12 protein-coding genes and 2 riboswitches are annotated in these 15,218 nt (G+C 70.0%); of the genes, 3 read left to right on the top strand and 9 right to left on the bottom strand.

Annotated elements, in window-relative coordinates; all coding sequences use genetic code 11:
• Positions 1-8: 8 nt before the first annotated feature.
• From gcvP to ACI3KY_RS15400, 9 genes are all read right to left on the bottom strand, one after another.
• The gene (gene gcvP / locus ACI3KY_RS15440; protein ID WP_404931036.1) at positions 9-2,918 is read right to left on the bottom strand and encodes an aminomethyl-transferring glycine dehydrogenase; all 2,910 of its coding nucleotides are present in this window, start codon (positions 2,916-2,918) and stop codon (positions 9-11) included.
• Entirely contained in the window at positions 2,915-3,298 is a 384-nt protein-coding gene (gcvH, locus tag ACI3KY_RS15435) for a glycine cleavage system protein GcvH (RefSeq protein ID WP_404931035.1), read from the bottom strand. Before gcvH ends, gcvP begins: the two co-directional genes overlap by 4 nt.
• Positions 3,295-4,413, bottom strand: coding sequence for a glycine cleavage system aminomethyltransferase GcvT (gene gcvT / locus ACI3KY_RS15430; RefSeq protein ID WP_404931034.1), 1,119 nt, complete (start codon positions 4,411-4,413; stop codon positions 3,295-3,297). Before gcvT ends, gcvH begins: the two co-directional genes overlap by 4 nt.
• 45 nt (positions 4,414-4,458) lie before the next feature.
• Positions 4,459-4,554: riboswitch (glycine riboswitch) on the bottom strand.
• Positions 4,555-4,652: riboswitch (glycine riboswitch) on the bottom strand.
• A 42-nt stretch (positions 4,653-4,694) separates the two neighbouring features.
• A complete protein-coding gene (locus ACI3KY_RS15425) occupies positions 4,695-5,867 on the bottom strand; it encodes a MarP family serine protease (RefSeq protein ID WP_404931033.1) in 1,173 nt (390 codons plus the stop codon).
• 110 nt (positions 5,868-5,977) lie between these two features.
• Positions 5,978-6,844 (bottom strand): ABC transporter ATP-binding protein, encoded by an 867-nt coding sequence (locus ACI3KY_RS15420; protein WP_404931032.1) that lies wholly within the window; start codon positions 6,842-6,844, stop codon positions 5,978-5,980.
• Complete coding sequence (locus ACI3KY_RS15415) at positions 6,841-7,740, bottom strand: ABC transporter ATP-binding protein (protein ID WP_404931031.1); 900 nt, start codon at positions 7,738-7,740, stop codon at positions 6,841-6,843. The genes ACI3KY_RS15420 and ACI3KY_RS15415 overlap by 4 nt, the downstream gene beginning before the upstream one ends.
• Complete coding sequence (locus ACI3KY_RS15410) at positions 7,737-8,810, bottom strand: ABC transporter permease (RefSeq protein ID WP_404931030.1); 1,074 nt, start codon at positions 8,808-8,810, stop codon at positions 7,737-7,739. Before ACI3KY_RS15410 ends, ACI3KY_RS15415 begins: the two co-directional genes overlap by 4 nt.
• Before the next feature lie 10 nt (positions 8,811-8,820).
• Positions 8,821-9,816, bottom strand: coding sequence for an ABC transporter permease (locus ACI3KY_RS15405; protein ID WP_194413638.1), 996 nt, complete (start codon positions 9,814-9,816; stop codon positions 8,821-8,823).
• Positions 9,817-9,859: 43 nt separating this feature from the next.
• Positions 9,860-11,536 (bottom strand): ABC transporter substrate-binding protein, encoded by a 1,677-nt coding sequence (locus ACI3KY_RS15400; RefSeq protein ID WP_404931029.1) that lies wholly within the window; start codon positions 11,534-11,536, stop codon positions 9,860-9,862.
• A gap of 255 nt (positions 11,537-11,791) precedes the next feature.
• Here ACI3KY_RS15400 and ACI3KY_RS15395 point away from each other — a divergent pair, with 255 nt between their 5' ends.
• The 3 genes from ACI3KY_RS15395 to ACI3KY_RS15385 form a co-directional block, all read left to right on the top strand.
• Positions 11,792-12,493: an NUDIX hydrolase gene (locus ACI3KY_RS15395; RefSeq protein WP_404931028.1), complete on the top strand. Its 702-nt coding sequence runs from the start codon at positions 11,792-11,794 to the stop codon at positions 12,491-12,493.
• A 23-nt stretch (positions 12,494-12,516) separates the two neighbouring features.
• On the top strand, positions 12,517-13,905 hold the full coding sequence (nadA, locus tag ACI3KY_RS15390; RefSeq protein WP_404931027.1) for a quinolinate synthase NadA: 1,389 nt from the start codon (positions 12,517-12,519) through the stop codon (positions 13,903-13,905).
• A partial coding sequence (locus ACI3KY_RS15385; protein ID WP_404931026.1) for an L-aspartate oxidase occupies positions 13,902-15,218 on the top strand: 1,317 nt, incomplete at its 3' end. The genes nadA and ACI3KY_RS15385, both read left to right, overlap by 4 nt.

Here is a 15,218-nt window from a genome sequence, read left to right as displayed (position 1 = left end):
ACTGGCCGTCAGGCGAAGGCCTCGATGGGCGGGCAGGCGCAGACGAGGTTGCGGTCGCCGTACGCCTGGTCGATCCGTCGGACCGGGGGCCAGTACTTCGTGCGGATCTGCGCGTGGACCGGGTACACGGCGCTCTCGCGCGAGTAGGCATGCGTCCACTCGCCCACCACGACGGCCTCGGCCGTGTGCGGCGCGTTCACGAGGGGGTTGTCGTCGGCGGGCCACTCCCCCGCCGCGACGCGCTCGGCCTCGGCCTTGATCGCGATCATGGCCTCGATGAAGCGCTCGATCTCGCCGAGGTCCTCCGACTCGGTCGGCTCGACCATGAGCGTGCCTGCGACCGGGAACGACATCGTCGGGGCGTGGAAGCCGTAGTCGATGAGCCGTTTGGCGACATCGTCGACAGTGATCCCGGTCGCCTCGCGCAGGGGCCGCAGGTCGAGGATGCACTCGTGTGCCACGAGGCCGTCCTCGCCGGTGTACAGCACCGGGTAGTGCCCGCGCAGGCGCACCGCGATGTAGTTGGCCGCGAGCACGGCGGCCGCAGTGGCGTCGCGCAGCCCCTCGGCGCCCATCATCCGCACGTACGCCCACGAGATCGGCAGGATGCCGGCCGATCCGTGCGGTGCGGCCGAGATGGGCCCGCCGTCGAAGACGCCGCCCGCGTGATCCCGCCGCTGCGAGAACGGATGCGAGGGCAGGTACGGTGCGAGATGGGCTTTCGCCGCCACGGGACCGACGCCCGGTCCGCCACCGCCGTGCGGGATCGCGAACGTCTTGTGCAGGTTCAGGTGCGAGACGTCGCCGCCCAGGTCGCCGAACCGCGCGTAGCCGAGGAGGGCATTGAGGTTCGCGCCGTCGATGTACACCTGTCCCCCGGCGTCGTGCACGGCCTGCGTGATGTCGAGCACGTCGTGCTCGTACACGCCGTGCGTCGACGGGTACGTGATCATCAGGGCGGCCAGCTCGTCGGCGTGCGCCGCGATCTTCGCGCGCAGATCGTCGAGGTCGACGTTGCCGGCGTCGTCGCACGCCACGACGACCACCCGCATGCCCGCGAGCACGGCGGACGCGGCGTTGGTGCCGTGCGCCGACGACGGGATGAGGCACACCGTGCGCCCCTGATCACCGTTGGCGCGGTGGTATCCCCGGATCGCCATGAGTCCGGCGAGCTCGCCCTGCGAGCCGGCGTTGGGCTGCAGAGATACCGCGTCGTAGCCGGTGACCTCGGCGAGCCAGACCTCGAGCTGCTCGATCAGTGCGAGGTAGCCGTGCACGTCGGCCTCGGGCGCGAACGGGTGCACGCGCGAGAACTCCGGCCACGACACCGCCGCCATCTCGGTCGCGGCGTTGAGCTTCATGGTGCACGATCCCAGCGGGATCATGCCGCGGTCCAGGGCGTAGTCCCGGTCGGAGAGCTGCTTGAGGTAGCGCATCATCGCCGTCTCGGAACGGTGCGTGTTGAACACCGGGTGCGTGAGGAACTCCTCGACGCGACGCAGCACGGAAGGCACACCGGCGAGGGGCTCGGCATCCGCGAAGGGCAGCGTGCGCTCGCCCTGCTCGCCCGCACCGAGGAACTCGTTCTCGGGCAGTCCGAAGGCCCAGGCCACTGCCGCGAGGTCGTCGGCCGTGGTCGTCTCGTCGATCGAGACGCCGACCGTCGCGTCGTCTGCCCAGAAGAGCTGGTAGCCGCGCTCGCGGGCGCGCTCGATCACCCGGCGCGAGGCGCCCGGCGTCGCGACGCGGATGGTGTCGAAGAAGGCGTCGGAGCGGAGCGACAGGCCGTACGTGCGCAGCCGTGCGGCGAGCGCCTCGGTCTTCTTCGCCACGTCGGTGGCGATCGCACGCAGCCCGTCGGGGCCGTGGTACACGGCGTACATCGAGGCCATGACAGCCAGCAGCACCTGCGACGTGCAGATGTTCGAGGTCGCCTTCTCGCGGCGGATGTGCTGCTCGCGGGTCTGCAGCGCGAGGCGGTACGCGGGGTGGCCGGCGGCGTCCTGCGAGACACCCACGAGGCGTCCGGGCAACTGGCGCTCGAGCCCCTGGCGCACGGCCATGTAGCCGGCGTGGGGTCCGCCGAAGCCGAGCGGCACGCCGAAGCGCTGGGTCGTGCCCACCGCGACGTCCGCCCCGAACGAGCCGGGCGAGCGCAGCAGGGTGAGCGCGAGCAGGTCGGCAGCCGCCACCACGAGCGCACCCGCGACATGAGCGGCGTCGACGACGCCGGACGGGTCCCAGATATGGCCCGACGCGCCCGGGTACTGAATCAACGCGCCGAAGAGGTCATCGGGCAGCGTCGCCCCGTGGGCGAGGTCGAGCTCCACGAGCTCGATGCCGACCGCCGCCGCCCGATGGGCGAGCAGCGCCTTCGTCTGGGGCAGCGTGTCGGCGTCGACCACGAAGACGTTCGACGCCGATTTGGAGCCTCGCCGCGCGACGAGCATGCCCTCGACGACCGCGGTCGACTCGTCGAGCATCGACGCGTTCGCGGTCGTGAGCCCGGTGAGGTCGGTCACCATGGTCTGGAAGTTGATGAGCGCCTCCAGGCGCCCCTGGGAGATCTCGGGCTGGTACGGGGTGTACGCGGTGTACCAGGACGGGTTCTCGAGCACGTTGCGCGCGATCACCGACGGTGTGAGCGTGTCGTAGTAGCCGAGGCCGATCATCGGGCGGGCGGTGCGGTTCTGCGAGGCCAGCTGGCGCAGCTCGGCGAGCGCCTCGGCCTCGGTCGCGGCGGGCGGGATGTCGGTCGTCTGCGCGGCGCTCCCGTCCGAGCGCGGCTTCGCATGGATGGATGCCGGCACCGCCGCCTGAACGAGGGCATCGACGCTGTCGTAGCCCAGGGCGTCGAGCATCGTGCGCTGGGCTGCGGCATCCGTCCCGATGTGACGATCGACGAACAGACCCGTCATTCGGCGCCGCCCGTGAGTGAGATGTACGCGTCGCGGTCGAGCAGCTCGGCGACGGTCGCCGGGTCGACGGTGAGCTTGACGAGCCAGCCGGCGCCGAACGGATCGGCGTTCACGAGCGACGGGTCGTCGACGACCGCGTCGTTGACCTCGACGACCTCGCCCGTCAGCGGCGCATAGAGCTCGCCGACGGACTTCGTGGACTCGATCTCGCCGACGACGGTGGCCGCGGTGACCGTGCTGCCCACGGCGGGCAGCTCGACGAACACGACGTCGCCGAGCTTGTCGGCGGCGTAGGAGGTGATGCCGACGGTCGCGGTGTCGCCGTCGAGGGCGACCCACTCGTGCTCGGCGGTGTACTTGAGGTCGGTGAGGTCGGTCATGAGTTCCTCCGGTAGAAGGGCAGGGCGGTCACGGTCGCGGGGATGCGGGTCCCTCGCACGTCGATGAAGAGCGGGGTGCCGGGGGCGCTCGCCTCCGGCGAGACGAACGCCATGGCGATGGGATGTCCGAGCGTCGGGCTGAGCGCGCCGCTCGTGATCTCGCCGACCGGGGTCTCGGCGTCGGCGCTGTCGAACACGGCGTAGCCCGCACGACCCGCGCGCCGGCCCTCCGAGACGAGGCCGACGAGCACCGGGGCGTCGGGCGTCACGACCGCCGCGAGACCGGCCTTGCCGACGAAGTCGTCCTTCTCGACCGCCACGACGCGGCCGAGCCCGGCCTGTGCGGGCACGATGTCGCGCGAGAGCTCGTGGCCGTAGAGCGGCATCCCTGCCTCCAGGCGCAGCGTGTCGCGCGCGGCGAGCCCGGCGGGAACGAGTCCGAGAGGCTCGCCCGCGGCGAGCAGCGCATCCCAGAGCGCCGGGGCGACCGCGTTGGGGACCAGCAGCTCGAAGCCGTCCTCGCCGGTGTAGCCGGTTCGGGCGACGAAAAGGGAGGCGTCGTCGAACGATCCCGATGCCCACGCGTAGTAGCCGAGGTCCGCGAACGACGGCGTCACATCGGTGATGCCGGCCGTCGCCTCCACGACGGCACGGGCGACGGGGCCCTGTACGGCGATCAGCGACATGTCGTCGGTGTGGTCGTCGAGCTCGGCCCCGAACCCATCGATGCGGGCGGCGAACGCGCGGGCGACGGCCTCCCGGTTCCCGGCGTTGGCGATCACCAGGAAGCGGTGCTCGGCGATCCGGTACACGATGACGTCGTCGACGATGCCGCCTGACTCGTCGAGCACCAGCGAGTACTTCGCCTTGCCCACGCGCATCGGAGAGAGGGCGCCGGCCAGCGCGTAGTCGAGGAAGGCGCCGGACCCCGGCCCGTCGACGGCGAATTCGGCCATGTGCGAGATGTCGAAGAGACCGGCCGCGGTGCGCACCGCGTGGTGCTCGGCGAGGTCGGAGCTGTAGCGCACCGGCATGAGCCAGCCGCCGAAGTCGGTGAACGAGGCGCCGAGCGAATCGTGGCGGTCGTGCAAGGCAGTCGTACGGAGTTCTGTCATGAGTTCTCCCGGTCGCGGACGGGCAGGCGCCGCTCGACGCCTGTGAACTCCCCCTCTGTCATGGGCCTGAGAGTTTCACCGGATGCGAGGCATCCGGCTTTCTCCTTCGGCGGACGCATCAGCGTCACTCTCCAGAGTCGGCCTGCCCGGACGGTACGCGGTACCTGAGAGATTGGCGGGGAGGCTTGCTCCTTCGGTGCCCGGCGATCGCGCTGCCGAGGCTCTCCCGCCCGGGTGATGGGCCGTATTGACTTGCGCAGCCAGCATAGCGGTCGACGCCGTCAGCCGACGCAGGAGCCGGTGGACACGGTGTTCGAGAGTGTCGGCGCGCGGGCGACGACCGGGTCGAGCTCGGCCATGGTCATCGCGTAGCCGAGATTCTCGTCGTTCTCGGCGCGTGCGAACACGACGCCTGCCACTGCTCCGTCGTCGGTGAGCAGCGGGCCTCCGGAGTTGCCGGGACGCACGACCGCGTCGAGGGCATAGATCTCACGCGGGTTCGAGGACTCGTCGTAGACGTCGGGCACATCGGCCGTGCCCACCGACGCCACCCCCGCCGGCACCATGGTGAACGGGCCGCCGTAGGGGTAGCCCTGCACGGCCGCCGCATCCCCGGCGGCCAGCGTCGGCGAGAAGGGCAGGGTGTCGGCCCCCAGATCGTCGACGGCGATCACGGCGAGGTCGTCGATGGGGTCGAAGTAGACGACACGCCCCTCGCGCGCCGCCACGCCCGGCAGCTCGACGATCGGGATGTCGACGCCCGCAAGGACGTGGGCATTGGTGACCACGCGGTCCTCCGCGATGACGAATCCACTCCCCGCCGATCCCCGCCCGCAGGCGTACGCGTTGCCCGAGACGCGGGCGACGGATGCCGCGGCCCGCTGCAGCTCGGGATCGTCCAGGGCGACCGGGGGCGCAGGATCGACGGTCGCGGGACCGAGCAGCTGGCCGAGGCCCGGCAGGCTGTCGTCGAGCACGGCGCCGCGCAGCTGTGCCAGGGCGGCCGCGACGGGGTCGGGGGTGGCCGCCTCGATCCCGCGGAGGATGTTCGACGAGGCGACGGCGGACGAGACGACGGGGATGCCGGCGACGGCGATCGCGGGAGCGACGAAGGCGAGCGCGAGGATGGCGGCGAGCACGGAGGCGATGCCGCCGAGGAAGCGCTCGACGCCGCGGAGCTTGAGCCGGTCGGCGCCGGAGCGCAGCGCCGATCCGATGGCCGCGCCGATCGCCGCCCCGGCGAAGACGAGTCCGATCGCGGCGACGATCACGGCCGGGCCGCGCCAGACGGGCGAGGGCACCCACCCGCTCACGAGCGGTGTGAGCCAGAAGGCCGCGAACGCGCCCGCGGCGATGCCGGCGAACGTCCCGATGCTGGCGAAGAAGCCGCGCTGGACACCGGCGATGCAGGCGGCGATGAGGAGCAGGACGATCACCACGTCGACGACGACCATCCCACCTCCTCCACGCCTGGGGATCCGTCTCGACAGGCTACGCACCCAGCCTGGGAGAACGGCCCCGTCGATGGCGTCCGGCGTGTCGGCGAGCAGACGTGGCCGGCGTGTCAGGGCTGCTTCGCCGCCAGCTCCCTGCGCACCTCGTCGCGCAGCATCCCCTGGTTCTCGGGGTCGGGAGCCGCCCCGAGCAGCGTCCGCGTGTACTCGTGCTGCGGGTCGAGGATGACGGTGTCGGCCGGCCCCCGCTCGACGATGTCGCCGCGGTACATCACGAGGATCTCGTCGGAGAAGTGCCGGGCGGTCGCGAGGTCGTGGGTGATGTAGAGGACTCCGAGGTGGTCTTCGCGCTGCAGCTGCGCGAGCAGGTTCAGCACGCCCAGGCGGATGGACACGTCGAGCATCGAGACCGGCTCGTCCGCGATGATGAACTGCGCGCCGGGTGCCAGCGCCCGCGCGATCGCAACGCGCTGGCGCTGACCGCCCGACAGCTCGTGCGGGCGGCGCTCGGCCATCTTGTCGGTCGGTGTGAGCCGCACCCGGTCCAGCAGCTCGAGCACGCGCCGGCGCACCTCCGCCTTGCCCATCCCCGGGTTGTGGATGCGCAGCGGGCGCTCGAGGTGGTGCTCGATCGAGTGGAAGGGGTTCAGTGACGCGAACGGATCCTGGAACACCATCTGCACGTCGCCGCGATACGACGCGACCTCCCGGCCGCGGTTGCCGGTCGGTGTGCCGTCGAGCAGGATCTGCCCGCTCGTCGGGTTCTCCAGCCGCGCCAGCATCTTCGCGATGGTGGACTTGCCCGAGCCGGACTCTCCGACCAGCGCGATCGTGCGCCCTGCCTCGATGGTGAACGACACGTCCTTCACCGCGTGGAGGGTGGAGAAGCTCAGCCCGCTGCGGAGCCGGAAGTCCTTGACGAGGTTCCGCGCTTCGAGCGTGCGCGGCCCGGACGCGGTGAGTGGCTGCGCGCTCATGCGGCTCCTTCTTCCAGCGGGACGGTGCCGACCGCCGGGGCCGGCGTCGCCGAGACCGGCTGGGTGCCGGTGCGCACGAAGTCGCCCCTGTCGCCGCGCAGGCTCGGGAAGCTCGACAGCAGCTTCCTGGTGTACTCGTGCTGCGGATCGCGGTAGATCCCGGTCGCGGTGCCGAGCTCCACGATCTCGCCCTGCAGCATGACGGCGATGCGGTCGCTGATCTCGATCAGCATCGGCAGGTCGTGCGTGATGAAGATCACGGCGAACCCGAGCCGCTCCCGCAGGCGCATGATCTCGCGGATGATGCCGCGCTGCACGACCACGTCGAGCGCGGTGGTCGGCTCGTCCATGATCATGACCTGGGGGTCGAGGGCCAGCGCCATCGCGATCATGACGCGCTGGCGCATACCGCCCGACAGCTCGTGCGGGAAGCTCGACAGGCGACTCCGGTCGACGCCGACGAGCTCCAGGAGCTCCTCGCTGCGCTGCTGCTTCTCGCGCTTGGACATCCCCGGCCGGTGCGTCGTGAATACGTCGAAGAGCTGGGCGCGGACGTTGATGACCGGGTTCAGCGAGTTCATCGCACCCTGGAACACCATCGACACCTTGTCCCACCGGAAGCGCCGCAGCTCCTCGTCGGCGAGGCCGACGACGTCGATGTCCTCGCCGGAGCGGTCGTGGAACACGATCTCGCCGGAGGTCATCAGCGCCGGAGGTTTGAGCAGCCGGTTGATCCCGTACGCGAGCGTGGACTTGCCGCAGCCCGATTCGCCCGCGAGGCCCAGGATCTCGCCCCGGTGCAGGGTGAGCGAGACGTCGCGGACGGCCTTCACCGGCGGGTCGACCTCGTACTCGATCGACACGTTCCTCGTGGTCAGGACGGCGTCGCCGTTCATGCTTCGGCTCCGTTCAGGACGCGGCTCGACTCGACGCCTCGGCCGGCGCGCTTCGCCCTGCGCACGCGGCGCGCGTTCTCGGGCGCGAGACGCAGCTTGGGGTTGATGATCTCGTCGATCGAGAAGTTGATCAGCGACAGGCCGGCGCCCAGGAGCGCGATCATGAGGCCGGGCGGAACGAACCACCACCAGGCCCCGGTGCCGAGGGCCTGACCCGTCTGCGCGTCGTTGAGCATCGTGCCCCACGTGATCGACCCGGTGGGTCCCAGGCCGAGGTAGGAGAGGCCCGCCTCGCCCAGGATGGCGAAGATGATCGCGAACAGGAACTGGGCGGCGAGGAGCGGCAGGAGGTTGGGCAGGATCTCGACGCGGATGATGCGCGTCGTCCGCTCCCCCGCGACCCGGCTGGCGGCGACGTAGTCGCGCGACCGCAGCGAGCGCGCCTGCGCCCGCAGGACCACCGCCGAGCCCGCCCACCCCGTGATCCCGAGGACGAGGGCCACCAGCATCCAACTCCGTCCGGGGATATAGGTGGCGATCACCATCACCAGTGGCAGTCCCGGGATGACGAGCATGATGTTCGTGAAGAGGGACAGGATCTCGTCCCACCAGCCGCCCTTGTAGCCCGCGATGATGCCGAAGACGATGGACAGCACGAGGGCGATGAGACCCGCGGTCATGCCGACCATGAGCGATCCCCGTGTGCCCCACGCGAGCTGGGCGAGGACGTCGTAGCCGAGCTTGGTGGTGCCGAGGAGGTGCTCCGCGCTCGGAGGTGAGAGCGCCGGGTTGTCGGAATCCAAGGGGTCCTGGCAGAGCAGCGGCCCGAGAATGCCGAACAGCACGATCCCGCCGACGATGATGAGGCCGAGCGCGAGCTTGAGCGACATCCGCGGAAGAAGCTGACGGATGCCGCGGCGGGCGGCCGATGCCTCGTCCCGTGCCGCGATGACCTCGGCGTCGACCGGCGGCGTCATCAGGGCGCCGGGGGCGACGATGGCGGGATCGATGGTGCGGTCGGAGAGCGTCTCGGGGGCGCTGTCGAGATCGCTGATCGACGATTCTGTCACTTCGACCCTTTCAGACATTGTGACGTGCTCTCGGGTCGATGAATCCGTAGACGATGTCCATGATGAAGTTCGCGGCGAGCACCGCGACCGTGATCACGAGGAACACACCCTGCATGAGGGCGTAGTCGCTGTTCTGCACCGACTGGATCATGAGCTTGCCGATGCCGGGGTACGTGAACACCTGCTCCATCACGATCGAGCCGGCCACGACGAAGCCGAGCGAGATGCTGAAGCCCGCGATCGAGGGGATCGCCGCGTTGCGCGTCGCATAGGTGCGGAGGATGCGCATCGGCTTCAGCCCCTTGGCCTCGGCCGTGACGATGTAGTCCTCCGACACGGTCGAGACCATCATGTTGCGCATGCCGAGCAGCCACCCCCCGATCGAGCTCAGCACGATCGTGAGCGCCGGCAGGAACCCGTGGTAGATCGCGCTGCCGATGAAGTCCCAGCTCCACTCCGGGCCGTCGGGGAACGCCCACACGTCATAGCCGCCGAAGATCGGGAAGACGCCGAGCGCCACCGAGAAGATGGCGACCAGCACCAGTGCGAGCCAGAAGTACGGGATGGATTGCAGCACGGTGGTGAACGGCACGAGGTGATCGACCCAGGTGCCCCGTCTCCAGCCCACCCAGGCGCCGATGCCGACGCCGAGCACGAACGAGATGACAGTGGCGATGCCCACCAGGATGACCGTCCACGGCAGCGCCGCGGCGATGAGCTCCGTCACCGGCGTCGGGTACTTCGTGACCGAGACGCCCAGGTCGCCCTGGAGCATCCGGCCCCAGTACGCGACGTACTGCTCCCACATCGACGACGAGTCGCCGCCGAGCAGGGCCTTGATGTTGCGGACGGTGGTCTCGTTGAGCTCGCCGCCCGCCCGCTGCATCTTCGCGAGGAGGATGTCGGCGGGGTCACCGGGCAGAAGCCTCGGCAGGAGGAAGTTGAGGGAGATCGTCGCCCACAGTGTCACCACATAGAACGCGATCCGCCGCGCATAGAACTTCATTGCGGCCTGCTCCTCCGTGCCGCGGCCTCTGCCCGGTTCCGCATTACTTCACCGGCTCCAGGTGCTGGAGGACGTAGCCGGACGCGACCGAGCCCCACGCGGGCGGGAAGGCGTACAGGTCCTCCTCTGTCGGCCAGCCCGTGAAGTCCTTCGTGTTGAAGAACGTCTGGGTGGCGTTGATGACCAGCGGGATGTACGGCAGGTCGCGCACGATCTCGGCCTGCACCGCGGCGTACGCCTCCTGCTTGACGGCCTCGTCGTTCGTGGAGGCGGCCGCGGCGACGGCCTCGTTCACGACGGCGTTGTCGTAGCGGCTGAAGTTCCAGCGTCCGGTCGGAACCTCCTCGCCGACCTGCGAGGTCGACTCGCCGGTGAACCAGTCCTTGTAGATCTGGAACGGGTCGGCGACCGAGGTGCCGATGACGCCGCCCATGATGAGCTGGTACTGGCCGGTCTGGCGGGCGTCCGAGAACTCCTGCCACTGCACCGTCGATGCGTTGACCTTGATGCCGGCCTCCGCCGCCTGCTCGGCGATGAGCTTCGCGGCGTCGTTGTAGTCGGTCCAGCCGTCGACCGAGACGAGGCTCAGCTCGAGCGGCGCGCCGTCCTTCGCGTAGAAGCCGTCGCCGCCCTTCGCGTAGCCGGCGGCCTCGAGGATCTCACCGGCGGCCGCAGCGTCGGGCGACTGCGGGCTGACCTCGTTCGCGAGGTCGGCGACCCACTTCTGGTCGCGCGGCAGCAGGGCGAAGGTGGGCGAGATGTCGCCGGTCAGGCCGACGAACGCCTTCTCTTTGATCGTGGCGCGGTCGATCGCGACGTTGAGGGCCTGGCGGACGGCCACGTCGGTCTGCGGGCCGGTGCAGCCGAGGTCGGCGTTGGAGCAGGTGTAGAGCACCGTCGGATCCTGCGGCGTGTTCAGCATGCTGATGACACCGTTGGAGGTGACCGAGTCAGGGTTCGGCACGAACATCCCGGTCCAGTCGAGCTCTCCGGCGGTCAGCAGGTCCTGTGCCGACTGGTTGGCATCGATGCCGATGTACTGCACCTTCTTGATCGCGGGCACGCCCTCGTCGCGGAACTCGTCGTTCGCGACGACGCTGTACGAGGCATCCGTCACCTTGTCGACCACGTACGGTCCGGTGCCGACCGGCTCCTCGTCGGTGAACGTGGTGTAGTCGTCGACCTCCGACCAGATGTGCTCGGGCAGCATCCACGTGGTCCCGAGGATCTGGAACTCGTTTGTGAACTGCGGCGTCTCGTAGGTGAGAACGACGGTGCTGTCATCCGTCGCCTCCGCCGAGATGAGACCGTCGCGATGGTTCGGCTCGTAGTTGAACGTGAACGCCGCATCCTCGGCGGTGAAGTCCTCACCGTCGTTCCACTTCACGCCGTCCTTGAGCTTCACCGTGATGACGGTGCCGTCCTCGTTGTACTCGAAGCTCTCGCCCAGCATGGGTTCGGGCGCCTCGTCGGCCGTCTTGTTGTAGAAGAACAGCGGCTCGTAGATCGGGCCGAGTGCAGCGTGCAGCACACTCGGCGAGAACGGGTTGAAGTTGGCCTCGATCGGTGTCTGGCTGCCCGCCCAGACCCGGAGGGTGCGTCCGTCGGACTCACCGCTGTCGTCGCCGCCACCACCGGCGCAGCCCGACAGGCCGATGCCGAGGATCGCTGTCCCGGCCACGGCGATGAGCGCCGCTCGGCGCTTCGCGTTTCGAATCATCGTTGGTTCTTTCTCTCGTGCGACATTGCAGGGAGGAGTGCGAAGGCACCCGGGGCATTCATTAGTACTGAGTCCTAACAAATGTTTGAACGTAAACCTAACAAACACCGCACCACTTCGCATCCCTCCGGGCCCACCGCTACGTCACGTCTTCACAACGGTTGGTCCGGAACGCGCGTGGAGCACGGAGGTTACGGCCGCGGTTTGGCTTCTGGTCGTCATGACACTATGATCGAACCGACAGTTAGAGTCACTATGACCAGAACAGCTCCGGAACTCTCCCCCGCCGACGCGATCCGCGTGGCGGTGTCCACCGTGATCTTCACGCTGCGACGCCTGCCCGGCAGCGACGCCGTGCAGGTGGTGCTCCCGCTCGTGCGACGAACGCGGGATCCGCACGAAGGCCAGTGGGCGCTGCCCGGCGGCTGGCTCGACGCGACCGAAGGGCTCGCGGCCGCGGCATCCCGCACCCTCGGCGAGACGACCGGACTCGCGCCGAGCTATCTGGAGCAGCTGTACGCCTTCGGCGCTGTCGATCGCTCGCCCACCCGCGTCGTCTCGATCGTGTACTGGGCCCTGCTGCGCGCCGACGAGATCACCGACAGCACCGTCGAGAACGTCTCGTGGTTCGACGCCGCGTCGCTGCCCCGGCTGGCCTTCGATCACAACGAGATCGTCGAATACGCGCTGTGGCGCCTGCGCAACAAAGTCGGCTACAGCCGCATCGCCCACGGCCTGCTCGCGGACGAGTTCACCCTGGCGGATCTGCGAGAGGTGTACGAGGCCATCCTCGGTCGGCGGCTCGACCCCGCCAACTTCCGTCGGCAGGTGGAGAACTCCGACACCCTCATCCCCACCGACCGCTTCCGCACCGGCAGCCACCGCCCGGCGCGCCTGTACCGCTACAACCAGCACGTCGAGCTCGCCGACCGCGGCCCGCTCGACGCGCGCGACTGACCCATCCGAACGGAGCGCCCGACATGCCTGCCGTCAACATCACCCTCAACGCTCAGCCAGCCACCGCGGAGCGGCCCGGCACCGCGCAGCGGACGAGCACCGATGCATCCGTGGATCACGCGATCCAGGCGATCATCGCGGGCGCCTCCACCGGCGAGACCTGCAACACCGACCTCGCCGCCGGCCCGTGGGACTTCGACACGCGCCCCGGGTACGGTCCCGGCTCGTCGATGGGCGACGTCATCCCGACGGGCTCACCACGCCAGGGCGAGCTGCCGCGCGAGTACCGCGAGGCATCCGAGGCGGAGCTCGCCGAACGCGTCCGCGCCGCCAAGGCGACGCTCGGCGACCGGGTCGTGGTGCTCGGCCATTTCTACCAGCGCGAAGAGGTCGTCGTGCACGCCGACTACGTCGGCGACTCGTTCCAGCTCGCGAACGCGGCGCTGGAGCACCCGGATGCCGAGGCCATCGTGTTCTGCGGCGTCCACTTCATGGCCGAGACCGCCGATCTGCTGTCGCGCCCCGAGCAGGCCGTGATCCTGCCGAACCTCGCCGCCGGCTGCTCGATGGCCGACATGGCCGACATCGACCAGGTCGAGGACTGCTGGGAGCAGCTCGCCGAGGTCTACGGCGACATGGACGCCGTCGACGCGGACGGCCTCGTGCCCGTGATCCCGGTCACGTACATGAACTCCTCGGCGGCGATCAAGGGCTTCGTCGGTCGCCACGGCGGCATCGTCTGCACGTCGTCGAACGCGCGGACGGTGCTCGAGTGGGCGTTCCAGCGCGGCCGCCGGGTGCTCTTCTTCCCCGACCAGCACCTGGGCCGCAACACCGCGAAGGCGATGGGCGTGCCCCTCGAGCAGATGCCGATGTGGAATCCGCGCAGGCCGCTGGGCGGGGCATCCGTCGACGCCATCGAGGATGCGCGCGTCATCCTGTGGCACGGCTTCTGCTCGGTGCACCGCCGCTTCTCGGTCGAGCAGATCGAGAAGGCGCGCGCCGAGCACCCCGGCGTGCGGGTCATCGTGCACCCCGAGTGCCCGATGGACGTCGTCGACGCCGCTGACGAATCCGGCTCGACCGACTACATCCGCAAGGCGATCGAAGCCGCGACGGAGCCCGCCACGTTCGCGATCGGCACCGAGGTCAACCTCGTGCAGCGGCTCGCCGCGCAATACCCGCAGCACGAGATCTTCTGCCTCGACCCGGTGGTGTGCCCCTGCTCGACGATGTACCGCATCCACCCCGGGTACCTGGCGTGGGTGCTCGAGGGACTCGTCGACGGCGAGGTCCGCAACCGCATCACCGTGCCGCAGGACGTCGCCGACCCGGCCCGCCTGGCATTGGAGCGGATGCTGGCGGCCAAGCCCCCGGCGGCCCCCGCGGCCGCGTGGGAGAACGCGTCATGACCTCGTCGACGGATGCCGCAGTCCACGCCGTCGTCATCGGCTCGGGCATCGCGGGGCTGCTGACGGCCCTGCACGCCGTCGAGCACGGCTGCCGTGTCACCCTCGTGACCAAGGACGTCCTGGAGCACGCGAACACCCGCTACGCGCAGGGCGGGATCGCCGGTGTCATGTTCGACGACGACCGGGTCGACGACCACGTCCACGACACCCTCGTGGCGGGCGCGGGGCTCAGCGATCCCGCCGCGGTGCGCGTGCTCGCCGACGAAGGGCCGGAGCGGATCCGCGAGCTCATCGCGCTCGGTGTCGCGTTCGACCGCGATGAGAGCGGCGGACTCGTCAAAGGTCTCGAGGCGGCACACTCGTACCCGCGCATCCTGCACGCCGGAGGCGACGCCACCGGCACGGCGATCGAGAAGGCGCTCGTCGCGCGGCTACGTGCCAGCGCCGTGACCGTGGTCGAGCACGCGTTCCTGATCGACCTGGTCGTCGCGAACGGCCGAGTCACCGGGGCGGAACTGCTCGTCGGTGAGACGGATGCCGCGGCCGGCCGCCGCATGACCGTCCACGCCGACGCGCTCGTGCTCGCGACCGGCGGCGCGGGCGAGCTGTACGCGCACTCCACCAACCCCGAGGTCGCGACGGGCGATGGCATCGCCGCGGCCATCCGGGCGGGAGCCGAGGTCGCCGACCTCGAGTTCTTCCAGTTCCACCCGACGGTCCTGGAGGGCAAGGCTGACGCCGCCGGCCTGGAGGGCAAGGCTGACGCCGCCGGCCTGGAGGGCAAGGCTGACGCCGCCGGGCTGGAGGGCAAGGCTGACGCCGCCGGACTGGAGGGCAAGGCTGACGCCGCCGGACTGGAGGGCAAGGCTGACGCCGCCGGACTGGAGGGCAAGGCTGACGCCGCCGGCCCCGCGGCGGGCAAGTCCTTCCTCGTCTCGGAGGCCGTGCGCGGCGAGGGCGCGGCCCTCGTCGACGAGAACGGCCGCCGGTTCGTCTTCGACGTGCACCCCGACGGCGAGCTGGCGCCCCGTGACGTCGTCGCCCGGGCGATCGCGCGGCAGATGGACGCCCAGGGCGGACGCCCGGTGCTCCTCGACGCGACGCACATCCACTCGTCGGATGCCGACGATCGCGCGGCGTTCCTCGCGCGACGATTCCCGACGATCGACGCCGCCGTCCGCGAGCGCGGTCTCGACTGGGCGCGCGAGCCCATCCCGGTGACACCGGCCGCGCACTACCTCATGGGCGGGGTCGCGACCGATCTGTTCGGTCGTACGACGCTTCCCGGCCTCTACGCGGTCGGCGAGGTCGCC

Origin of the sequence: Microbacterium sp. ZW T2_14 (genome assembly GCF_044987405.1) — a bacterium.
Classification (GTDB): Bacteria; Actinomycetota; Actinomycetes; order Actinomycetales; family Microbacteriaceae; genus Microbacterium.
The sequence above is the reverse complement of the archived record's forward strand: the minus strand, read 5'-3'. Positions and strand labels throughout refer to the sequence as shown.